We start from the raw sequence: 20,018 nt of genomic DNA, 5'->3' as shown, positions 1-20,018 counted from the left end.
GAAATAGGGCTTAGTTGAAACGATTTAAGATGCATAATGAACTCAGATAATGATGAACCTAGGCAATAATGAACCCAGATAAGAATGTTGCTAAGTGCTCTCCAAAAAGCCAGACAATGATAACTCATCAGCCGCAAGGCTTTGTACAGCTAGGCTCTCGAATGACCGACCCTCTAACATCTAGCAAAAACGGCGTGAATGTGGATCTGTTTTTTATTCCGCTGAACGATATTTCAGCGGCGCAAACATCACTTGCCGAGTCTTGGTTAAGTGATGATGAACTCGCAAAGGTCAGGCGCTATCGCGATCCCAAGGCGCAAATAAAGGGGTTACAGGTGAGGGCGGCGCTGCGGGCCGTGTTATCTCGCTATGCGGATTTATCGCCACACGAGTGGTGTTTTGAATATGGCGCTAAGGGCAAACCGAGTTTAACGGCGACATTAGGGCAGCAAACGGGGCTTGAGTTTAACCTAAGCCACAGCGGCGATTGGTTATTGATTGGTGTGGCTCAGTTTGATGGCGTTGAGTCTGGTTTATTTGGGGTGGATATTGAAAGGTCGCGGCCGAAGACGGATATCTATCCAATCCTAAATCACTATTTTTCTCCGCAAGAAACCGCGGCCTTGCTCGCCCTCGCCGATGAAGCGAGTCAGCGGCAGCGCTTTTTCGATTTATGGGCGCTAAAGGAGTCCTATATCAAGGCGACAGGACTAGGTTTAGCGCAGTCGCTCAAATCCTTTGCCTTTGAGCTTAAGCCGTTTGAGCAATTGGCGGCAGAATCGCTTGAGTTATCATGCCAAGATACCGGATTGAGGCAAGCCTGCGGCGTAGCTTCAATGCTTAATGTTTATCCACATATTCCATTACAAATCCCGCTACAAATCCCAATACACACACTGGATTTAGCTGACTCCTTGCATTGGCAAACGCACTTTGGTCGTTTGACCGAGGAGTATCGCTTTGCCATTAGCCTAGCGCATGCTGGTAATGCCGCGATTCCCATGACGCTAACCGCGCAGCTGAGCAGCATAGAAGTCTTACTGGCCGATTATTAACGGCGAAACAGAGTGCGTTCTTCGCGCCAGTAAACTCACCTAAACCGCTAAGATCTGCGATTGCGTTTAGCCATAATTCTTTCTGCGCGTTATCTTGTTATCAATCCATTTTATTCATCTTCGGTTAAACATTGCTGGATATAGTCACGCCCATAATATTTTGAATTTGAATGAAATAAATGAGGTTTAGTAATGAAACTGATTAAGTGCGTATTGCCGGCCACTATGCTGGTGTTGCTATCTGGTTGTGGTTATTTTGGTGGCGATGAAAAGCAGCAATTAGAGCAGGCTTGGTTGGCCCAAGATCCACAGTTGCAGCAAGTGGTTGAGCAAATTCGTGCCAATGGCTTAGATGTTGTCGCTCAAAGCGCGGCGGCGGGCACAGTTTCAGCCTGCGTGGCAGAAAAACTTAGCCAAGATCCGCTTGGTAAGTTAGTTAATGTTGAAGGCTCGCTGGTGGAGTCGGCCAAGGTGGCAGAATTACTGGGTGACTTACAGAAAGTGATGGAGCAAGACATCAGTTTTGATCAAGTCGCGAGCTTGCTACAAAAAGGCGCGGATGCGGCGGCCTATGCTAAAAGCCTTATCGAGCAACAAGGTTTAGATCAAGCCTTACAAAGCCTTAAGCAAATGGCGACCGCGAGCGAGCAATTTGCCCAGCAAGATTTAGGCGCACATTTCCAGCAATTATTACTTGAGTGTAAAACTGTAGCGCCAACGCCAGCCTCTGCTAACTAATGCTGCTTTCTGAACTGACAACATCATCCTGAATCTGCTTGGCATGATGCCAGTCCCCCAGTGCTAGAGCCGTTCAAGGTGAATATGCGCTAGTTCGTTTTCCCATAAAAAAGCCCTGAAGCTTCAGGGCGTTGATGTCATTATTTCGCGCTAGGTAGCGGGACGATTTCAAAGTTTTCATCAAATTTTACTAAGGTCGACGCTATCTTACCGAAGGCCGCTTTATCGCCCTCGAGTTTGGCCGTGCCGTTGGCAAGTAAGTCTTTGAGGGTCACTTTGCCGAGTAAAATCCCGGTAATGTAGCGCTTATCAATATAAAGATTGGTGTCGGCCTCCATTGGTTTATCAACCTTAATATTGCTTAAGTTACCGTTGCTTAGCTCGACGTAGAGTGTTTCTTTGGTATCGGGGTTAATCACATTAAGCCTGATGAGTCCAAGTTCAGCGGCCTTGATGCTATCGACTTTTACGGCGAGGAAGTCAAACAGAGTCGAGATCTCCATTTCACCTAAAATATCTGCCGATGCCGATTTGGGGGCGCCGGGTTGGATCCCTACGCGTAACTCTTGGGCGCCGGTAAGATAAATGTTACGCCAGCCTGCGCCTTCGGCTTGATAGCCCAGTTGTTCATAGGTATCGGCAAGTAATTGTCTGGCCTTTTCGTTATCGGGTTCTGCCATGATCACTTTATTCAGTGCCGTCGCCACGAAACGGTATTCACCTTGGGCATAGTCGGCTTTGGCATGTTTAACCACGGCTTTAGCACCGCCCATATACTCGACAAATTTCTTCGCTTCATCCTTTGTCGGTAGCGGGTTTAAGTTGGCTGGATTCATATCGAAATAGCCTAAATACATGTTGTACACGGCTTTCGCATTATGGCTGTAGGTACCATGGTAACCATTGGTATACCAAGTATCGCGCACCGCCTTAGGGATAGTGGTTTGAATCGCATCGCCAATATCTTGAATACCCACACCGTTATTGGCTAAACGCAGGGTTTGATTATGCACTAGGCCATAGTTATCCCTTTGCATTCTGAGGTAAGCATTTACATCCGCATTGCCAAAGACGGGCGCCGAGTGGGCCTCAAAAAGTACCTGCGCATCATCGCCAAAGCGTGTCAGCAATGCATTGATATCCTTTGACCATTTGATGGCATCACGGACTTTTGCACCGCGCAAGGTGTAAATGTTGTGCATGCCATGGTAGGTGAGTTCACCCGTCCACAGGGCTTTCATTGAGGGAATATAGGTGGCCATTTCCGAGGCGGCTTCTGTGCCTGAGGCATCCATAAACACCATGTCTATGCCATCAATGGTGAGTGTTTCCCACTTATCTTTGCCGTTTAAGGTGACATAGGGTTTAACGTAGGTCACTTCGCCTTTGGATAACCCCTTGGCGAGTGCTGCATCGACAATACCTTGATCGTTTCGCTCTAACGTTGCGCCGTATTGATAGGCAGCGCGGCGGCTCATGGCATTACCGGCGAGAACGTTTTCGTCGACAATTTCTTTGGTAATGTTATTTGAACCATAGACTTTGACCTTAGGGTATATGTCTTTGATTGCACGGGAACCGCCAAAATGGTCCGCATGACTGTGGGAATAAATCATCGCCACCACAGGTAAGTCATTACCCTCAGGCAAGTTTTTTAGCGCAAACTCCAATGATAACTTTGCCGCTTCTTTGGTGAGCAGCACGTCATAAAGGATCCACCCCGTTTTACCGCGGATAAGCGTTAAGTTCGACAAGTCAGTGCCGCGAACTTGATAAATGCCATCTGTGACCTTGTATAAGCCGTTAGACACCATATTCAACTGGGCTTGGCGATAGAGTGAGGGATTGACTGTGTCTGGGGTTTTGTCGCCGATAAAGCTGAATTCGGTGCGTAAAATGGCGGCAGTTGGTTCATCGAGTTCGGCGATGAGATTCTTAGAAAACTCTTCAAAGGCTTTTTTATCGGTGTAATTTAGAGTGGCTGCTGTGGCCTTGTTGACCTCAGCGGTTTGCTGGGTCGCAGGCTTTCCCTGATAGTGCAGGCTGATATGTTCATGCTCGTGTTCTGCCGCCGAAGCGCTGAGGGAGAACGTTGCGATAATACTCAATGTCATCAAAGATTTTTGCATAATTTTACCTACAGATAGGAGGGATAGTGTCGTTGATGGTTTGAGTATAGACAGCTTGTGTATTTAGATAACTCGCGTTAGCTTGGGTTGTAATATTCATATTGTGAATGAGTGGTTTACCTTATGCCGACACAAAAGCCGTTAGATTTAAACTTATTGCGGGTGTTTATGGTGGTTTACCGTACTCGTTCATTCACGCAAGCGGCTGAAGAGTTGGACTTAACTCAATCTTCGGTCAGTAATGCGATCAGTCGATTCAGGGTATGGGTCGGGGAGTCACTGTTCAATCGGGTTGGGAGGGGAATTGAACCGACGGCAGTGGCGCGGGAAATGTACCGTAAGTTTGAGCAGCCAATGGCAGATATCGAAACTGTATTGCTGGGGTTTGAGCATTTTGATCCAAAGTGCAGTCAGCGACGCTTCTATGTGTATGCCAATGAGTCGGTTATCGAAGCGCTGCAAACCGGTGTGCAGGCGTTATTACAGGATGCGGATATTGAAGTGATTTTTCGAGAATCACCGCCACAGGAAGCTGATTTATATCGCGATATCTTGCTTGAGCGAGTCGCTGTGGCGATAGACATTAAACCCGCGCAGCAAAGTTTGCTCTCGAGCAAATTACTGTTCACTGAAACCTTAGTGTGTATCGTCAGTCGGCAGCATCCTCGGATTCAAGGCGCCATCACCCATGAGCAGTATTTTGAGGAGAAACACGTCTTTTTGAATATGCGGCGTTTTAATCTTACTGCGGGGGATTTGTTTACCGAAGGCGTCTTGCCCAGACGCAAGATGTATAGTGAGCAGTCATCTTTATTGAGTATGTTTGCTACCGTAGGCAAAAGTGAGGCGATAGGCATAGCGCCTTTGCGGTACGCCAGTCAGTACGCCGAGTTGTTCGGCATCCAGATTTTACCTATGCCACTGAAAACAAGACCCATTGATTTGTATATGGTGTGGAGCAGTAAATACACCCAAAACCCGAGCCATCAATGGCTGCGAAGCTTATTGCTCGATGCCAGTGCGAGCACTGTAAAGGAAAAAGCTCTGAATCTTGCAAGCAGTTAGGCTAGCGATTCAGAGCTTAGTTTCGGTATGTAACCTTGGTTTTTGCTCAGTTCTAAACCTTAGTTCGTAATCTGATACTCGAACGAACGTTAATTACTGCCTTGCGAGTCTGTGGCTTTCGCCAGGTTGCTCGAAGTCACTGCGATACGGGTTGATATCTAAACCGCCGCGGCGCGTATAGCGGGCGTAAACGGTCAATTTAGTGCAATGACAGAAACGCTTCAAATCGACAAAAATCCGCTCGACACATTGCTCGTGGAACTCGTTATGTTGGCGGAAAGAAATCAAATAGCGCAGCAGTTTCTCGCGATCGATTTTAGGCCCTTGATAACGGATCATTACGCTGCCCCAGTCGGGTTGCGAAGTGATCAAACAGTTGGATTTCAGCAGGTTTGAATTAAGCGTTTCCGCAACCGTTTGCTTATCGTCCGTGCTGTTTTCCAAGTAATCAGGATTAAAACTATAATCGCTGACTTCAATATCGAGATCGTCAATACACGTGCCTGGTAACTCGATAATACGCTGAATGCCAAAGCTTTTTGGTTCGATGATTTTAACGCTAATATCACCTTGAGCACATTGACTTAAGTCTGCTACTAAGGTCTTTTGCAGTGAATCTATGCTATCGAACTTGGTTTGATTAAAGCTATTGAGATACAGTTTGAACGATTTCGACTCAATCAGGTTCAGGCTTTCATAGCTTAAATGAAATTCAGCTATGGCCACCATAGGCTTACCTTTAGCATTTAACCAAGACAGCTCATAACCCGTCCAGATATCGGCACCATGAAACGGTAACGTCCCAGTGAGTGCAATAGCATTACGGTTTAGTGAGCGTGGAACCCCTTGCAGCAGCGACGCATCATACTCGGCTTGATAGTCTGTGGCTTTACCTAAAGTCAGGCCAACAAGCGCTTGCGCATCACTATAGGGATCGTGATTCTGTGTCATCAATACTGTTTCCATGTCAAAATAGGCGCACATTATACCTGAAATTGGATTGTGCTTAAGTGTCTTGTCTGCCCGCACTCGATAAATTTTTGCAAAACTACCATCAAGCTTACCTAACGAGTTTAGGTGAACTACCGCGTTATTACCCACAGGGTGAGGCTTCTGTGTGTATTCAAGGCGAATTTCATGCTGATCTTGATCAAGCCGTTTCTTGGCAGCCGGTTAAACGCGAAGTCGAAGGCAGTTTTGCCAATGTTGAGCATGCGCTTGAGTTGACTTTATGGCCAGAAATCAATCATTTTTACGGTCAGTATTTTTCTGCGCCGTTATTATTCGACTCAGAATGGGGCACGGGTGAGTTACTGCAAGTGTGGAATGAGGATGATTTTACCTGCCTGCAGCAAAACCTGATTGGTCATCTGATGATGAAGAAAAAACTCAAGCAGCCACCGACGTGGTTTATCGGTTTGTTAGATGAGGGCGATAAAATGCTCACCATCAACAACAGTGATGGCAGCGTGTGGATAGAGCTTCCAGGTGAGATCCCCACCCAACAATTGTCGCCAAGTTTAGCGGAATTTATTGGGGCGTTATCACCACGGATAGCACCGCCCGTTAAACATGAAGAACTGCCTATGCCCGCATTAGAACATCCGGGGATTTTTGCCAGCTTTAAACGTATGTGGCAAAACCTCTTCGGTAAACGCTAGTTGGCGGGAGCTTGACGCTATCTTGCGGCGAGCTCTTAGCCTTCAACCACGTTTAGCCAGAGTGTGAACGCTCTACCACACTGAGTTTGAGCGTGAACGCTCAACCTAAGCATGGCTGATTCTTAGGTTGAGGTCTTTGGCGGGATAAAATGATGTTACTGATGATCCCAAGACAGATTCGATACTATGCGGCAAGGCTCGCAGCGAAAGTGGAACATATCCAATAAAGGTTCATCGAGTTTCCAATCATGACTACCACAGCGTGGACAAGGCCGCGCTTTTTCTGAGGCCAAATCTTGGCCGCCGACGCGGTATAAGTAGTAATAGGTCGGAATTTTAGTGAGATATTCGATACGGCCGCGCAAATCCCAACCTCTGCGAAATAAATCACTGTCTGGACTCGATAATTCCTCAAGTGCGGCAAATTCTGCTTTGGTGGCCGCCGCCATTTGTAACTCGTCACAGGCTTGCCATTCGCTCTGCCAACGGATAATGCGTTTGTGATCGCCATTAAAGGTTGCTGGGAGTCGATATAAAGGAATGGGCAATAGATTATCGCCGCTGCGCAGGGGCGAGCACATGTGTACAAAGCTGGTATACAGCAGTTGCCAGCTCGGTGTGTCGGTATTGCTGACCTCAGAATTAATGTCCTGACCGATAAACTTTTCCCGCGGCGCGAGTAGCTTAGCGTCGGTTAACTCTGCTAAGGCTTTTTTAACCCAAGGGCTGTGATATTTATGCGCTAAACTGCTTTTCTCTGGCATCAGTAAACGCACTCTAAACTCACCGTCATTAAAGGCGACCGCAAATTCTCGCCCTAAGATTTGGCCATTAGCTCGATAGGCTTCGAGGAGTTGATTAATGGCTTTTTCGGCGGCAGAGATAGTGGTGTCGGCGAAGCATTCGAAGCGTAGTTCAGTGACAAACATTAAGCGGTTTTTCCTTGGGATTCTAATAAGTTGATGCGTTGTTTTAGTTCAAGCAGTTCGTTTTTCAATTGCATGATTTCTGCTTTTTGCTGCTCAGCATGACGTTCAAAATATGCCTGTTGTATCTGCAGACGCTCGGCAAGCAGTATAAGCGTCAATGTATCGTTAGTTGCAGCGGCTTCGATTGTCGGGCTGATGGCTTGTAACTCTGCTAAACGCTCACGATCCGCCTTAGGCATAGATTTAAATTGCTGTAAGCCTTGGATCAATATCGGTAAAGGTAGGCTGCTACCTAAACGGGTTTTTATTAAGGCAAGGCTCGGTACTTTACCGCAGGCTTCGAGCGAACGTGCAGCCGCTAATACTTGGTCAAGTGGACTCATAATTAGCAAAATTCCTTAATTTGTTGAATGAGTTAAACCCATCTCAAAAGAACGTGTAAGTTTTTTCATTTAAAAACAGTGTGTTGTCATTTGGCATCTATTTTGCTTATTGTCCTGCCTAAATCGCTTTTTCAAGCAACAATAATAATCACACAGGATGTCACATGATTAACCATAAATTGAATAACAAACTTATCGCCATCACTTTTTTAGGGCTTGCAAGCTTAGGTCTTAGCGGCTGTGTGGTCAATGTCGGTGATGGCGAATCGGGTTGGGATAGCAGCGAATCATGGGAGAAAGTGCAGGATAAAAACCGCACTAACTTAACCAAACTGAGTTTAGGGATGCCCAAAGACCAAGTGATGATCTTAATGGGCACCGCTGATTTTAGTGAAGCCTACATTCAACAAAGTGTTCAAGGTGAATCGAATAAAGAAGTCTTAGTGTTGTTTTATCGTACCCAGCGCAATAATGGCGATGGAAAAACCACTAAGGACGAATGCACACCTATTGTGCTGAGCAACAATGCCTTAGTGGGTTGGGGTGAAACGGCTTACAGTAAAATTTAACCCGCGAGTTTTATAGCTTACGTAGCTGAGTATCGAGTTGCTCAATGGGCTCAGTCCAGAGGGCATCAGCTTCTAGGCCTTCGATGATAAAGCTCTTTTGAGCTGGGGTCCAAAAGGGCGCTTGGCTTAGATGGATGTGATGGTCGATATCATGGGTTGCAATAAATTGCGCTATGGCTTCATCGCTACTGTCTAAACCGAGTTGCTCGAATAAGTGGCTTAGGTCTACTGGAGTTGTATCCATCATTGTTTCCTTTTCAGTATAGTGCCTTCGTTTAGAGTAAGCGCCTGATTGAAAAATGCAATCTATGATTAAAATTTGCACTTTTCCGTTTCCTTGGTAAATTAATTGTTACTCATAAAAAGTGTGAGCTAAGTCAAGGAATACTAATAATGGACAATGAAACCTTGGAAGACTGCCGTGCAGTCTATTTGACCGCGGAAGACTTACGCATCGCCGCCTCTATCCTCTATAACGCTTACCATGATGACCCTTTTTTTGTCGATTCACTTTTTACCTCAGATAAAGCCGCTTACGAGCAAAAACTGCGCGCCGCGATCCGCGAAGAACTTAATACGTTATGGCAACAAAAACAAGCACTCATAGGTTTGTTCGACCATGAAAGACTGGTTGGTTTAGCCTGTGTGGTAACGCAAGAAGTGCCTTTGGGAGAAGGGCGTTACTGGCATTGGCGCTTAAAGATGTTGTTAGGTACGGGCTGGCAATCGACCCAAGCGTTGATGAAAAAAGAGTCCAGTATTGTCGAACTCTTACCCAGTAAGCACTGCGGTATTTTGCAGTTTATCGCCCTTGCACCGAACGAGCAGCATAAAGGACTCGGACATAAGTTAGTGCAAGCGGTAGTGAGTTGGTGTGATGAGCAGCCGGATCTGGATGGCATTGGTGTGTTTGTCGCCCAGGAGAGCCATCTGCAATTATTTACCCAGCATGACTTTGTCTCTTTAGGCGATCTCAATATCGGCAGTGTCCATGGTCAGTTATTATTCTATTCGGTTCAACAAGATGACTCACTCTTATAAACGGTTCGCCGATTTCTATCCTTTCTATTTATCCCAACACCAGCACCCGATTTGCCGGCAATTACACTTTGTTGGCAGTAGCTTAGTCCTGCTGCTGATTGGCATTGCCTTGGTTTCACAAGCCTGGTGGCTATGTTGGTTTATTCCGGTCGTTGGCTACGGTTTTGCGTGGGTGGGACACTTAGTATTCGAGAAGAATCGACCCGCGACATTTCAGTATCCCTTTTACAGTTTGATGGCTGATTGGGTAATGTTTGCTCAGATGATCAGCGGCTTTTTTAAGCGTTAAAAAAGCCGTCCGAGTGAGATGCCCATGCCCGTGTGAGAGATCGCTTACAAACGCTGTAGGACATAATGTTTTCTTTTTGATTGTTTTTTGTTCTCTTGTGTTTAATTTTAAATAGAATCATTTACTTATGTTTATTTAGTTTATGTTTGACCGTAATTTCTTTTGTAGTCCGTTCTTTGAGCCGAACAAAAAAGTCATGGTTAACGTAGAATTCACTCATGGCCAAAGCAAATGGATAGCAAGGAAAGCGAAACAGGCCAAAGGGACGCAAGAAGCAACGAATTAAGATTTCAAGGTTGAAATCGCTGGCGGTAGGAAAACTGTCATTCGCCTAGGATAGGCTAAGGAAAAGCAGGATTGCTTTTCAAGGATGATTAGAGACAGTGAGTCGTATCGTCAGGATGATGAATTTCAGGAAGAATACAGGACACGCTTAAGGATTAAGCATGAACTCGAGACAGGATGTGTCGAGACAAGGATAAAGTATAAGGGTGAACAGCTTGTACTACTCTATGGAAGACAATTTTTTGCAGGATGCAATAGGAAAAAGTCATAGGAAGTGACAGGCTCTGTAAAATGGATTTACAGGTCAAAGGACTGAGTGTTATCTCACGCAAGTTTGATACACAGGGACGAAAAGGGATTACAGGGACGACGCAGGACGCAAGCAAACGCATGGATGGTGCAGGGAGCACAAATCGAGCAGGACGGCTTACAAAGGATAAATGGGGCGCACTCTAGTTGCGCCCTTTTCTTTGGTTCATTTTCAGCATTAATCTCGCTTTGCCAAGCTATAACGCTATTCACATTGACTTTTTAACTCTGCTTAAAGACTTCTCACCGCAAAGCATGTTTACCAGTCTTACTTCTCTTACTTCTCTTATTGCTTAATAATTTTTTTCTGGTAATGCGCTGAATGCTTGTCGAACTTTGAGCAATAGCGGTTTATGTATAAGTCCTCAGGGGAGAACATCTAGCGTTTTGCTTACTTTTGATTCGAATTGCCATCCTTCGTGTAAGAGATCTCCTACAAGTATGTAAGTAATTTGTAGGTTAAAAGGGGGGTTATGTCTTGAGGTTGGTTATTATTTATATTTATATCAGTCAGTTAGTATATTTCTTATTAGTTAAACTCACCATTTTCGTTAACATTTTAAATGATCCGCAATGAGTACTTTCGTTGGTTGGCGTAGAATTCATCTTGTAGAAGGAATTACGGGCAACAGGATGTTGGCGATCAGGATGATCGAACAGTGACTAAGGAATGTGACTTAAGGAATGATAGGGATATAGGCCTTTCAGGATGAAAGAGAGCCAATACCAAGGAAGGGAGACTATCAAGGATTGATAGACTCATTGCATAGGATGGCAATGGCACATGGAGTGCAATTGAATGGATGCAATACCCGTTTCATGGATGATGATGGAACCGCTCAGGAAAGAGCAAGCTTGGGACTGGATGACCAAGAGATAGGGAAGTACATGAGTACAGGGACCTCAAGGATTGAGCAGGGATGAAGCAGGACGCAGATTGACGCATGGATGGTGCAGGGAGCACAAAAATAGCAGGATAGCTTAACAGAGAATAGGAGGGCGTGGCTTTAGGGCCGCGCCCTTTCTTTTTTTATTTTTATAGCGAGTTATTTTGCAGCACCAGAGAATGACTGATTATTCTCTATTCTGGCGAACAGCTTATTTGGGCATCATAGTCGATAAAACTTAATGACACTTGCCTGAGCTACAGCCGCTTTGCGTACCACAACCGCCAAATTTCCCCTGTGCTGTCGGCGCTTCTTGCCATTCGGGCTCTGGGAAGATAGGCCATTCTATTTTTTGAATTTTCTTACCTTGCATCCAAATATGGCCACTGTACTGGTTAATGCCGTCAGTGCTGAATTCAAATAAATATTTCGCTTTCCAACAAATCCCTGTGGTGCCGCCAATACTTGGGCGGGCGGTTTCCATTGCTATGGCTAACAGTTGCACTTTTTGTCGCCAACATTCTTTTTCGGCAAAAATACGGCTCAACTCTGCCATTTGGCGTAACTGCCAAAAAAATGCGGCAATCACGACGAGGCCAATAATTAACAGTAAATCTGACATCATTTGCTTGCTGCCTTAAACAAACCACCTATGGCTTGTGATAGTTGAACGCTTCGATTGGGGTTTCTTAATTCGCCTAGTAGTTGATTGCGCAAACTAGGGATAGCCACAATATCAGCAAAGACCTGATTAAAAAAGGCTTGGGGCTGCAGTGCTAGGGCTTCTAAGTAAAGACTGCGACTTGAATCTTGTTTTAATACCGACCAGTTACGCCCGGCAATGCTGATGAGGGCATTGGTATCTAAAGAGGCTTGGCCGTGAAGATGTTCGAACGCTTGTTGGCTGTGTTTGGCGCTAGAAGCCAAAGCCCGTAGGAAATAAGCTTGGTGTTCTGGGGCTGCATCTTGAAGTTTCGCGAGAATTTTATCGGCGAGCGTGTCGCTAATCAGTAAGTGCTCAAGACACTGACATAGGGCGATTTGCACTTCGATGGCGGCAGTATCAAAACTCGATACTAAGTGCTGCTCATGATCAAATTCATTTGCGCGCGCACATACATCGGCTATGCCTTGCATCCCAATATGTTGCCATTGTGCTGGGGCTACTTGGCCTGACAGGTACTGCACGGCAAATTCGTATTGCGATGACGCGCGTTGGCCGAGTTGTTTACGAACGAGTGCGTTGAATACGGCGAGTTTTTCCTGGCTTGGCTTGAAGTTAAACGGATTATTTGCGAGTCGTTCTTGCTGCTCATCATTGAGTGGTTGAGTGGGATCTTGCCCTAATGCCGCTAATATCATTTCGATAAATTGTGAGCGCGGTGCAGGCGACAGTAATCCTTGCTCATCTAAGGCCAGTTTTAGAAACCAAATAAAGTGTTGCTGACTTGCATCCCAAAAGACGATAGCAAACTGCGCATGTCCTTGAATAGGGTAAGGATAAGGGGTAGACAGAGATTCTATTTGGTGAAACGCGAGCATATCAATATGTTGCACCCTACGGCCAAGATCATACACTTGGAACTGGGTTTTGGCTGTGGTTAAAAACTGGCTTAAAGTTGTAATTTCAGTCATTTGGCTGCCATATCAATCAAAGAGGCTCAATAAATTGGCGCCATTATAGGGGGAAGTGCGTCTGGATGGTATGATTGCGGCACTTTAATCGACCTATTCGGCCTGTGGATTGTGGCAAGTTCTTCAATCACAGTGGCTAACATGAGAATGGATCTGAAAGCTATGTTATACAGTCAAACCCAAGCTAAATTGGCTCAGATTGCCCAAGCGCTGCAAGCGGCCGAGTTGTGGTCTGAGCAGGCGCCTTCTGCCACAGCAATGGCAAGCACAGCGCCTTTTGCCTGTGATCTTATGCCCCTTGAGCAGTGGTTGCAGTTTATTTTACTGCCTAGAATGCAGACTTTAATCGAAACGGGTGCGCCATTGCCGACGCAAATTGCGATAGCCCCTATGGCTGAACATGTTTGGCAGGATATGCCCCCGCGCCAAGCTCTGATTGGCGTATTGAATGAATTGGATATGTTGTTAAATGAATCAAGATGATATCTGGCTTGAAACGCCTGAAAATGCACTGAATGCATCCCAAGAGGATGACTCAGAAGAGCAGGCGCCTGAGATTGAAATTCTTTATGAAGATGATCACTTAGTGGCAATTCATAAACCTGCAGGCTTATTGGTCCACCGCAGTTATTTAGCGCGTCGGGAGCGATTTTTTGCCATGCAGCTGACCCGCGACTTAGTGGGCTGTCATGTGTTCCCCGTACATCGTCTCGACAGGCCGACATCTGGTGTGCTCTTGTTTGCCAAGAGCAGTGAAGTGGCCAATGCACTGTGTGAGCAATTTGCCTCCCATACGATTGAAAAACAATATTTGGCTTTAGTGCGCGGTAATATGCATGAGAGTGGCATTTTAGACTATGCGCTTAAGGTTGAGTTAGATGAATTAGGCGATAAGAATGCCGATCCTAACAAAGCCGCGCAGGAAGCTGTGACGGCTTATGAGCCATTACTCAATACTGAGATTCCGTATCCGTCAGGCCGATATCCCACTAGCCGATTTGCACTGGTACGCTTGAGCCCTAAAACGGGGCGTAAACATCAGCTCAGAAGACATATGGCGCATTTACGTCACCCTATTGTCGGTGATACCACCCATGGCGACGGTAAGCAAAATGCGTTTTTCCGCGAGCATTTTGGCATTAATCGCCTGTGGCTTATCGCGAAAAAGCTCAGCTTCACCCATCCTGTCACTCAAGTTCGGCTCAGCATAGAAACTGAGCTCGAGCCTCAGTGGGAAACCGTCTTTGCCGTGCTAGGTTGGGACGAGGCGACCTTGAGTCAACAGGCTGAGTTGTTAATCGCCACGGATGAAATACCAGCTGGAAATGCGTAACTCATGACCTTAACTCAGACAATCTCAACTGAGACAATCTCGACATAATTGGCCGTCAGCCAAGTGAGTGGCATCAAAAGTCATTCGCTTGGCTTGGTTATTGACACGAAAGCAGTCGAATCAAAACTATCGAACCCATAACAGTCGAATCAACACTGTTCAATTAAAACGGTTCAATTAAAACTGTCCAATCAAAATGAGTCTGGCGGTAATTAGTCGAGGCGTTGCGGTGTTTGTGCGGTTTGTGGACGTAATTCTTGCATCATGACGGCTAAGGTTGAGAATCCATAGGTAGGCGCTAGTGGCGATGTGAGATTTTGCTGGGCGGAGTGGAAATAATTTTTACGTCGAATATGGGTTGTTTTGTGGTGTTGCTTGAGGTGTTTTTGGCGGGTGGACTGTCGCATCAGATATTTCCTCATGCTCAATGACTTGATTTATAAAAATTTTGCGCCTTAGCTTGCCCATCCGCTGAACAATAAAGTAAGGTCAGCCTAATAAGGTTTGCAACGCAATGTGGAGTGTATCATGAAAAAGGTGAATCTGGTGTTTGGCACTGTCTATGGAAGTGCACAATTTGCCGCCGAAACCCTAGAGAAAGAAATGCAAGTTTTAGGTTATGATGTAACATTGTGGCAACCAAATGACGTCGCCAGCTTTATTCCTCCGCAGGATGAATTGTTAGTAGTGGTGACTTCTACGACGGGCCAAGGGGACTTACCCGAAGATATTCAGCCTTGGTATCATAATCTTAAAAATCTTGCGCCCTATTTACCCGCGCTTAACTACAGTGTGATCGCACTGGGTGATTCAAGTTATGAAACCTTCTGTGGCGCCGGTAGAGCTGTAGATGTGCTCTTGAGTGAGCTTGGCGCTAAACCACTTGTAGAATTATTAGAAATTGATGCCTGTGAAACCATGGAACCTGAGGTTGAAGCGATAAAATGGCTAGAACGCTGGAATCAAATCGTCAAAACCGAGCTCGTCGCTTAGGCAGTTTCGTTACTCAGCAGTGGTTTAAATTTGCCCAGCGCTTAAGCCAAGCGCTGCTTATTCCTATTGCCATTTTGCCTGCAGCTGGGGTCATGCTCGGCTTAACCGTTAGTCCCATTCCTTTTATGCCCGAAGAGCTGACAGTGTTGATGTTGGCTGTGGGTAAACTCATTTTTGCCATCATGCCGATGTTATTTGCCGTAGCGGTCGCTATTGGCTTTTGCCGCGATCAAGGCATTGCCGCCTTTACGGCGGTGTTTGGTTATGGGGTGATGACGGCGACGTTAGCCGCGCTAGCTGATTTGTATCGACTCCCAACCCAGCCTCTATTGGGAATGGATACCTTAGATACTGGGATTGCGGGCGGCATGATGCTCGGCGGCATTACTTGTCTTGCGGTGCGCTGGAGTCAATATATACGCTTGCCTGCGATTTTCTCCTTCTTTGAGGGACGTCGCAGTGCATCTTTACTTATTATTCCCCTAGCGATGGGCGTAGGTTATGTGCTCGCCCATGTGTGGCCACCCTTAGCGCTATTGATTGAGCGGGTATCTGACTGGGCGGTTTATCAAAAACCGGCTATCGCCTTTGGCGTGTATGGTGCATTAGAGCGGTTACTTATTCCCCTTGGCTTGCACCATATTTGGAACGCACCTTTTTACTTAGAAGTGGGCCAATATCAGTTATTAGGGCATGAAGTCGTCCGTGGTGAGGTGGCGCGTTATTTAGCGGGCGATCCGCAGGCGGGAAACCTTGCTGGTGGTTACCTGATTAAAATGTGGGGATTACCTGCGGCGGCGCTGGCAATGTGGCGCTGCGCCGATCCTTCTGAGCGTAATCGCGTGGCGGGTATTATGCTCTCGGCAGGTGCGGCAAGTTGGTTAACTGGGGTGACTGAACCTATTGAATTTGCCTTTATGTTTGTGGCGCCAATCCTATTTATCATTCACGCCTTACTCACTGGGCTCGCTTATTTTGTCTGTATTATGCTCGATATTCACCACAGCATAGTGTTCTCACAAGGGCTGGTGGACTTTACGTTGTTATTTCCATTGTCCCGTAATGCCAGCTGGTTTATTTTCCTCGGGCCTTTAACTGCTATAATATATTACCTGTTGTTTAGACTGAGTATTTTAGCCTTTAATTTGAAAACGCCCGGCAGGCTTGAGCATAACGACAGTGACAGTAAAGGACCTAAAGAAAGTTTACGGGCGATTATTGCGGCGCTTGGCGGGCGTGACAATATCGTTGAGCTGAATGCTTGTTTGACACGGTTACGCTTGAGCGTACACAAGCCAGAGTTAGTCAATAAGGTGCGTTTGAGTCAGTTGGGTGCTAAGGGCGTGATCGTTATGGGCAAAGGTGTGCAGGTGGTTTATGGCACTAAGGCCGAAACCCTGCGTAAAGTATTGCAGCGTTACTTAGATACTCGCCGCTAGGATTGTGTTTTTACAAAATTAACTGCTTAATTTTTACATTTTATTGATTCAAGCCTCTGAAATGTCATTTTTATTTTCGCATTATAGGATTTTCATGCTGTTCAGCACGATTTGCTATGGCAAACTCGATGTAGGGACAATATAGGAGATCCAACTTTGCAACAAATGACTGAAACTCGCGGTAATAATTCGCCATCCATAGAACGTAAAATCTTACTGACGGATTGCGCCGATGCCCAAGGCCTCATCGCCAAAATCACCAGTGTTTGTTTTACCCATAAACTGAATATCATTAAAAACAGTGAGTTTGTGGATAATGCCCAAGGGCGTTTCTTTATGCGAACTGAGTTAGAGGGCATTTTTAACAGCGAACAGTTATTGCAGGATCTGCGCGACGTGCTGCCTGCTAAGAATCACATGACCTTGGTCAGCGCCGGCAAAAAGCGCATTGTGGTGTTAGTGACGAAAGAAGCGCACTGTTTAGGCGATCTATTGATGAAAGCCTATTACGGTGGTTTAAGTGTCGAGATTGCCGCTGTGGTGGGCAACCATGATGCGCTGCGCGAACTTGCCGAAAAATTTAACATTCCTTTTCATCTGGTGAGTCACGAAGGCTTAGACCGAATTCAACACGAGCAAGCACTGTTGGCTGCGGTATCTCAATACGAACCCGATTATTTAGTCTTGGCTAAGTACATGCGGGTATTAACGCCTGATTTTGTGGCGCAATATCCTAATCGCATCATCAACATTCACCATTCTTTCTTACCAGCCTTTATCGGCGCAGCACCCTATCGCCAGGCTTGGGAGCGCGGGGTGAAAATTATCGGTGCGACGGCGCATTTTGTGAATAATTGCCTCGATGAAGGGCCGATCATCAAGCAGGACGTAATTCCCGTCGATCACAGTTATAGCGCCTTAGAAATGGCGCGTGCAGGGCGCGATGTTGAAAAGAGTGTGCTGAGCAAAGCGCTGCAGTTAGTGCTTAACGAGCAAGTGGTCGTGTACGGCAATAAAACGATCGTCTTCTAAAGCGTAGGCAGTCGCGCTAAGGTAATGACAAGCGTAGCGATAACATGACATTCAGTTAAGCCTATTTTAACCCGCGTATGTCATGGGATCAGCTATCATTATGTTTATTGGAGATTTTATAGTGCTCACATTCGGGCGAATATCACGCTAAAGCGTGTCGCCCATGCTCTAATCAAAGACTGGAGTGCTGGATGTCAACTAGTCAAAGCCTTATCGTTGGAATGAAAGACTTGCCCGATAGTTTGAATTTGTCTTGGGCACAGCTTGATGAGCAATTTCGCGTGCTACGGATGAGCCAAGCCTTTTACAGCCGTTGTAAACGCTCGGCGGCGCAAATCATTAATCAACCCATCAGCCAACTGTTTAGTGCCTTTAATGCCGAGTTGTGCGCCGATATCGTGAGGCGACGTGGGCAAGAGATAGGTTTTCAATTACAAGACCATAGAGGTATACGTGTGCATCTCGCGCTGCATTCCTTGCCTGAAATGGGATGGTATTTGATTCTATCCGACATTAATTTTGAAGATCCGCAGATGAAGGAGCTGCATTCGGATTATCGCCGAGCGATTCAAGCCAGCGATGCTTGGCTGCAACACATTGAAGATGTGATTAAATCCTCCCAAGAAGAAGTGTTTAAAGTTGCCGTCTCCAAGGCGATGTCGCTCACAGGTAGTCGCTATGGCTTTATTCTGCTGCATAACGAAAAGTCAAAAACACTCACGCTCGCGGCACGTTCAGACTATCCTCCCGCCGAGGCGAATCAAGCCGATTTCATCGAAGATAATACCCAAGTGTCAGAACTTGAAAGCCGCGTATGGCTCGAATGCGTGCGAGATTATAAGCCGATTATCCAAAATCAAACCGACTCCCAAAGGCGCTTAGGGGATTTGCCCTTAGATAAACTGTTACTTGCAGGGCGTTATTTGGCGGTGCCGATTTTGTTTCGCAGCCGCTTGGTCGGCATAGTGTGCGTGGTCGACCGTAACGAGCCCTATAGTCGCAATGATGCAAGATCATTACTCACCTTCGCCAGCATCCTATGGCACACCATCGAACTGCCGCGCACATTACGGGCTGTCTCTCGTCAGTCTAAAATTATTAAATCGCAAAAAGAGCAGTTATCTCAGTCGTTAACCCAGCTTATTAGTGCCATTTCTGAGGCATTGGAACTGAAAGATGCCTATACCGCAGGGCATCAAAAGTCGGTGGCGCAATTAAGTTATTTGATTGGTGAGAAATTAGGCTTAGATCCACTGCGTCTCGAAGGACTGAAAATTGGTGCCTTAGTCCATGATATTGGCAAGTTGGCCATTCCATCGCAGATCTTGACCAAACCTTCGAAGCTTTCGAAAGAAGAATACGCATTAATTCAGACCCATCCACTCCATGGCGCTGAAATTATTGAGGATGTGGAGTTTCCATGGCCCATTAAAGAGATGATTTTACAGCATCATGAGCGGCTCGATGGTTCAGGTTATCCCGCGGGGTTAAAGGATAAAGCCATTCTCTATGAGGCGAAAATTATTGCCGTAGCCGATGTTGCTGATTCGATATTATCCCACAGGCCCTATCGTCCATCTTTGGGGCTGGAGAAAATGACCGAAGTGCTGCGTGCGGGTAAAGGGACACTGTTTGATCCTGAGATAGTCGAAACCTGTTTAGAGATTTTGATTAATCGTGAGTTGAGTATTAGCGACCATATCGGCGCTGCGCCGCTTGAACCTCTAGTAACGATTTCCCTCGACCATGAGTTAGTCGACGTTAAGCGTTTGCTTACCGCCGCTCACGCTAAGGTGGCCGTGGTATTAGATGAGCAACATAAGATAATTGGCGTGATCACTCATCAATTGCTGGAGCATTGGTTTAGCCCATTACTTGGCACAGCGGCTGAGCGTGAGCAGGATAGGGCATCTTTACATAAAAAAGCCCATCAGATCATGCAGCATTCGGTGCCTACCATCAGTGAGGTGGCGACATCGGAAGATGCCTTATTGCAGTTGAATCTTTTGGATTCAGAATATCTTGTGGTGATAAACAAAGCACAGCAGCCATTGGGGATTATCGGCTGGCGGGCCATCGCCATGACGAGAAGTGCATTTCGTGAAGTTGAGCGCTTGATTTAAGTGCCTTATTAAGCACTTTATTTTTAAGCCTGATAATGACAGCGCAAATGTAGGCTAAATTTTACCGACAATAAAAAAGATGCCCTCGGGCATCTTTTTTATGGAATTCATGTTATCGAACGA

At 46.1% G+C, this 20,018-nt stretch carries 21 protein-coding genes; 13 read left to right on the top strand and 8 right to left on the bottom strand.

The window, feature by feature from the left end:
- Positions 1-161 precede the first annotated feature (161 nt).
- Together Q4Q52_RS00590 and Q4Q52_RS00585 are read left to right on the top strand one after the other, a co-directional pair.
- Positions 162-1,055 carry a 4'-phosphopantetheinyl transferase superfamily protein gene (locus Q4Q52_RS00590; protein ID WP_259215429.1) on the top strand — a complete coding sequence of 298 codons (894 nt, stop codon included), beginning with the start codon at positions 162-164 and terminating at the stop codon, positions 1,053-1,055.
- 192 nt (positions 1,056-1,247) lie between these two features.
- Positions 1,248-1,793: a hypothetical protein gene (locus Q4Q52_RS00585; protein WP_259577289.1), complete on the top strand. Its 546-nt coding sequence runs from the start codon at positions 1,248-1,250 to the stop codon at positions 1,791-1,793.
- A gap of 140 nt (positions 1,794-1,933) precedes the next feature.
- Here the strand turns inward: Q4Q52_RS00585 and Q4Q52_RS00580 are convergent, their stop codons facing one another.
- Positions 1,934-3,922, bottom strand: coding sequence for an alkyl sulfatase dimerization domain-containing protein (locus Q4Q52_RS00580; protein ID WP_311989588.1), 1,989 nt, complete (start codon positions 3,920-3,922; stop codon positions 1,934-1,936).
- A 123-nt stretch (positions 3,923-4,045) separates the two neighbouring features.
- Here Q4Q52_RS00580 and Q4Q52_RS00575 point away from each other — a divergent pair, with 123 nt between their 5' ends.
- Positions 4,046-4,987, top strand: coding sequence for a LysR family transcriptional regulator (locus Q4Q52_RS00575; RefSeq protein ID WP_311989587.1), 942 nt, complete (start codon positions 4,046-4,048; stop codon positions 4,985-4,987).
- 93 nt (positions 4,988-5,080) lie between these two features.
- Here Q4Q52_RS00575 and queF read toward each other — a convergent pair whose 3' ends face one another.
- Positions 5,081-5,938, bottom strand: a complete 858-nt coding sequence (gene queF, locus Q4Q52_RS00570; RefSeq protein WP_006080957.1) for an NADPH-dependent 7-cyano-7-deazaguanine reductase QueF — start codon at positions 5,936-5,938, stop codon at positions 5,081-5,083.
- A 59-nt stretch (positions 5,939-5,997) separates the two neighbouring features.
- On the opposite strand from queF, the gene syd reads away from it, so the two are divergent.
- Positions 5,998-6,648, top strand: coding sequence for a SecY-interacting protein (gene syd / locus Q4Q52_RS00565; protein WP_012588141.1), 651 nt, complete (start codon positions 5,998-6,000; stop codon positions 6,646-6,648).
- Between the two features lie 155 nt (positions 6,649-6,803).
- Here the strand turns inward: syd and Q4Q52_RS00560 are convergent, their stop codons facing one another.
- Together Q4Q52_RS00560 and Q4Q52_RS00555 are read right to left on the bottom strand one after the other, a co-directional pair.
- The gene (locus Q4Q52_RS00560) at positions 6,804-7,577 is read right to left on the bottom strand and encodes a Zn-ribbon-containing protein (RefSeq protein ID WP_006085230.1); all 774 of its coding nucleotides are present in this window, start codon (positions 7,575-7,577) and stop codon (positions 6,804-6,806) included.
- Positions 7,577-7,960, bottom strand: coding sequence for a hypothetical protein (locus tag Q4Q52_RS00555; protein WP_311989586.1), 384 nt, complete (start codon positions 7,958-7,960; stop codon positions 7,577-7,579). The genes Q4Q52_RS00560 and Q4Q52_RS00555 overlap by 1 nt, the downstream gene beginning before the upstream one ends.
- A 164-nt stretch (positions 7,961-8,124) precedes the next feature.
- On the opposite strand from Q4Q52_RS00555, the gene Q4Q52_RS00550 reads away from it, so the two are divergent.
- Positions 8,125-8,529 carry a DUF3192 domain-containing protein gene (locus Q4Q52_RS00550; RefSeq protein ID WP_011846337.1) on the top strand — a complete coding sequence of 135 codons (405 nt, stop codon included), beginning with the start codon at positions 8,125-8,127 and terminating at the stop codon, positions 8,527-8,529.
- Positions 8,530-8,539: 10 nt separating this feature from the next.
- On the opposite strand, the gene Q4Q52_RS00545 is transcribed toward Q4Q52_RS00550, so the two are convergent.
- Entirely contained in the window at positions 8,540-8,773 is a 234-nt protein-coding gene (locus Q4Q52_RS00545) for a DUF2789 domain-containing protein (protein ID WP_012588139.1), read from the bottom strand.
- A gap of 149 nt (positions 8,774-8,922) precedes the next feature.
- Between Q4Q52_RS00545 and Q4Q52_RS00540 the strand changes: the two genes are divergently transcribed.
- Positions 8,923-9,570 carry a GNAT family N-acetyltransferase gene (locus Q4Q52_RS00540; RefSeq protein WP_311989585.1) on the top strand — a complete coding sequence of 216 codons (648 nt, stop codon included), beginning with the start codon at positions 8,923-8,925 and terminating at the stop codon, positions 9,568-9,570.
- Entirely contained in the window at positions 9,554-9,859 is a 306-nt protein-coding gene (locus tag Q4Q52_RS00535) for a DUF962 domain-containing protein (protein WP_006085235.1), read from the top strand. Before Q4Q52_RS00540 ends, Q4Q52_RS00535 begins: the two co-directional genes overlap by 17 nt.
- Before the next feature lie 1,719 nt (positions 9,860-11,578).
- On the opposite strand, the gene Q4Q52_RS00530 is transcribed toward Q4Q52_RS00535, so the two are convergent.
- Together Q4Q52_RS00530 and Q4Q52_RS00525 are read right to left on the bottom strand one after the other, a co-directional pair.
- Complete coding sequence (locus Q4Q52_RS00530; protein WP_006080967.1) at positions 11,579-11,965, bottom strand: DUF3301 domain-containing protein; 387 nt, start codon at positions 11,963-11,965, stop codon at positions 11,579-11,581.
- Positions 11,962-12,975: a DUF3549 family protein gene (locus Q4Q52_RS00525; protein WP_311989584.1), complete on the bottom strand. Its 1,014-nt coding sequence runs from the start codon at positions 12,973-12,975 to the stop codon at positions 11,962-11,964. The genes Q4Q52_RS00530 and Q4Q52_RS00525 overlap by 4 nt, the downstream gene beginning before the upstream one ends.
- A gap of 162 nt (positions 12,976-13,137) precedes the next feature.
- Between Q4Q52_RS00525 and Q4Q52_RS00520 the strand changes: the two genes are divergently transcribed.
- Positions 13,138-13,458: a YqcC family protein gene (locus tag Q4Q52_RS00520; protein WP_126492393.1), complete on the top strand. Its 321-nt coding sequence runs from the start codon at positions 13,138-13,140 to the stop codon at positions 13,456-13,458.
- Positions 13,445-14,308: a tRNA pseudouridine(65) synthase TruC gene (gene truC, locus Q4Q52_RS00515; RefSeq protein ID WP_259526811.1), complete on the top strand. Its 864-nt coding sequence runs from the start codon at positions 13,445-13,447 to the stop codon at positions 14,306-14,308. The genes Q4Q52_RS00520 and truC overlap by 14 nt, the downstream gene beginning before the upstream one ends.
- A 212-nt stretch (positions 14,309-14,520) precedes the next feature.
- Here the strand turns inward: truC and Q4Q52_RS00510 are convergent, their stop codons facing one another.
- Positions 14,521-14,715: a hypothetical protein gene (locus Q4Q52_RS00510; protein ID WP_259526812.1), complete on the bottom strand. Its 195-nt coding sequence runs from the start codon at positions 14,713-14,715 to the stop codon at positions 14,521-14,523.
- Positions 14,716-14,836: 121 nt separating this feature from the next.
- On the opposite strand from Q4Q52_RS00510, the gene Q4Q52_RS00505 reads away from it, so the two are divergent.
- The 4 genes from Q4Q52_RS00505 (at position 14,837) to Q4Q52_RS00490 (ending at position 19,895) form a co-directional block, all read left to right on the top strand.
- Positions 14,837-15,301 (top strand): flavodoxin, encoded by a 465-nt coding sequence (locus Q4Q52_RS00505; protein ID WP_311989583.1) that lies wholly within the window; start codon positions 14,837-14,839, stop codon positions 15,299-15,301.
- Entirely contained in the window at positions 15,253-16,740 is a 1,488-nt protein-coding gene (locus Q4Q52_RS00500) for a PTS transporter subunit EIIC (protein WP_311989582.1), read from the top strand. The genes Q4Q52_RS00505 and Q4Q52_RS00500 overlap by 49 nt, the downstream gene beginning before the upstream one ends.
- Positions 16,741-16,905: 165 nt before the next feature.
- The gene (gene purU / locus Q4Q52_RS00495) at positions 16,906-17,772 is read left to right on the top strand and encodes a formyltetrahydrofolate deformylase (protein ID WP_011846345.1); all 867 of its coding nucleotides are present in this window, start codon (positions 16,906-16,908) and stop codon (positions 17,770-17,772) included.
- 191 nt (positions 17,773-17,963) lie between these two features.
- Positions 17,964-19,895, top strand: coding sequence for an HD domain-containing phosphohydrolase (locus Q4Q52_RS00490; protein ID WP_311989581.1), 1,932 nt, complete (start codon positions 17,964-17,966; stop codon positions 19,893-19,895).
- The last annotated feature ends 123 nt before the right edge of the window (positions 19,896-20,018 follow it).

The organism is Shewanella sp. SP1S2-4, from assembly GCF_031932075.1.
Classification (GTDB): Bacteria; Pseudomonadota; Gammaproteobacteria; order Enterobacterales; family Shewanellaceae; genus Shewanella; species Shewanella baltica.
The sequence above is the reverse complement of the archived record's forward strand: the minus strand, read 5'-3'. Positions and strand labels throughout refer to the sequence as shown.

What these genes read in the sequence shown, in the direction of transcription:
- Q4Q52_RS00590 (WP_259215429.1), top strand. Translation starts at nt 162, where the DNA reads ATGACCGACCCTCTAACATCTAGCAAAAACGGCGTGAATGTGGATCTG.
- Q4Q52_RS00585 (WP_259577289.1), top strand. Translation starts at nt 1,248, where the DNA reads ATGAAACTGATTAAGTGCGTATTGCCGGCCACTATGCTGGTGTTGCTA.
- Q4Q52_RS00580 (WP_311989588.1), bottom strand. Translation starts at nt 3,922, where the DNA reads ATGCAAAAATCTTTGATGACATTGAGTATTATCGCAACGTTCTCCCTC.
- Q4Q52_RS00575 (WP_311989587.1), top strand. Translation starts at nt 4,046, where the DNA reads ATGCCGACACAAAAGCCGTTAGATTTAAACTTATTGCGGGTGTTTATG.
- queF (WP_006080957.1), bottom strand. Translation starts at nt 5,938, where the DNA reads ATGACACAGAATCACGATCCCTATAGTGATGCGCAAGCGCTTGTTGGC.
- Q4Q52_RS00560 (WP_006085230.1), bottom strand. Translation starts at nt 7,577, where the DNA reads ATGTTTGTCACTGAACTACGCTTCGAATGCTTCGCCGACACCACTATC.
- Q4Q52_RS00555 (WP_311989586.1), bottom strand. Translation starts at nt 7,960, where the DNA reads ATGAGTCCACTTGACCAAGTATTAGCGGCTGCACGTTCGCTCGAAGCC.
- Q4Q52_RS00550 (WP_011846337.1), top strand. Translation starts at nt 8,125, where the DNA reads ATGATTAACCATAAATTGAATAACAAACTTATCGCCATCACTTTTTTA.
- Q4Q52_RS00545 (WP_012588139.1), bottom strand. Translation starts at nt 8,773, where the DNA reads ATGGATACAACTCCAGTAGACCTAAGCCACTTATTCGAGCAACTCGGT.
- Q4Q52_RS00540 (WP_311989585.1), top strand. Translation starts at nt 8,923, where the DNA reads ATGGACAATGAAACCTTGGAAGACTGCCGTGCAGTCTATTTGACCGCG.
- Q4Q52_RS00535 (WP_006085235.1), top strand. Translation starts at nt 9,554, where the DNA reads ATGACTCACTCTTATAAACGGTTCGCCGATTTCTATCCTTTCTATTTA.
- Q4Q52_RS00530 (WP_006080967.1), bottom strand. Translation starts at nt 11,965, where the DNA reads ATGATGTCAGATTTACTGTTAATTATTGGCCTCGTCGTGATTGCCGCA.
- Q4Q52_RS00525 (WP_311989584.1), bottom strand. Translation starts at nt 12,975, where the DNA reads ATGACTGAAATTACAACTTTAAGCCAGTTTTTAACCACAGCCAAAACC.
- Q4Q52_RS00520 (WP_126492393.1), top strand. Translation starts at nt 13,138, where the DNA reads ATGTTATACAGTCAAACCCAAGCTAAATTGGCTCAGATTGCCCAAGCG.
- truC (WP_259526811.1), top strand. Translation starts at nt 13,445, where the DNA reads ATGAATCAAGATGATATCTGGCTTGAAACGCCTGAAAATGCACTGAAT.
- Q4Q52_RS00510 (WP_259526812.1), bottom strand. Translation starts at nt 14,715, where the DNA reads ATGCGACAGTCCACCCGCCAAAAACACCTCAAGCAACACCACAAAACA.
- Q4Q52_RS00505 (WP_311989583.1), top strand. Translation starts at nt 14,837, where the DNA reads ATGAAAAAGGTGAATCTGGTGTTTGGCACTGTCTATGGAAGTGCACAA.
- Q4Q52_RS00500 (WP_311989582.1), top strand. Translation starts at nt 15,253, where the DNA reads ATGGCTAGAACGCTGGAATCAAATCGTCAAAACCGAGCTCGTCGCTTA.
- purU (WP_011846345.1), top strand. Translation starts at nt 16,906, where the DNA reads ATGACTGAAACTCGCGGTAATAATTCGCCATCCATAGAACGTAAAATC.
- Q4Q52_RS00490 (WP_311989581.1), top strand. Translation starts at nt 17,964, where the DNA reads ATGTCAACTAGTCAAAGCCTTATCGTTGGAATGAAAGACTTGCCCGAT.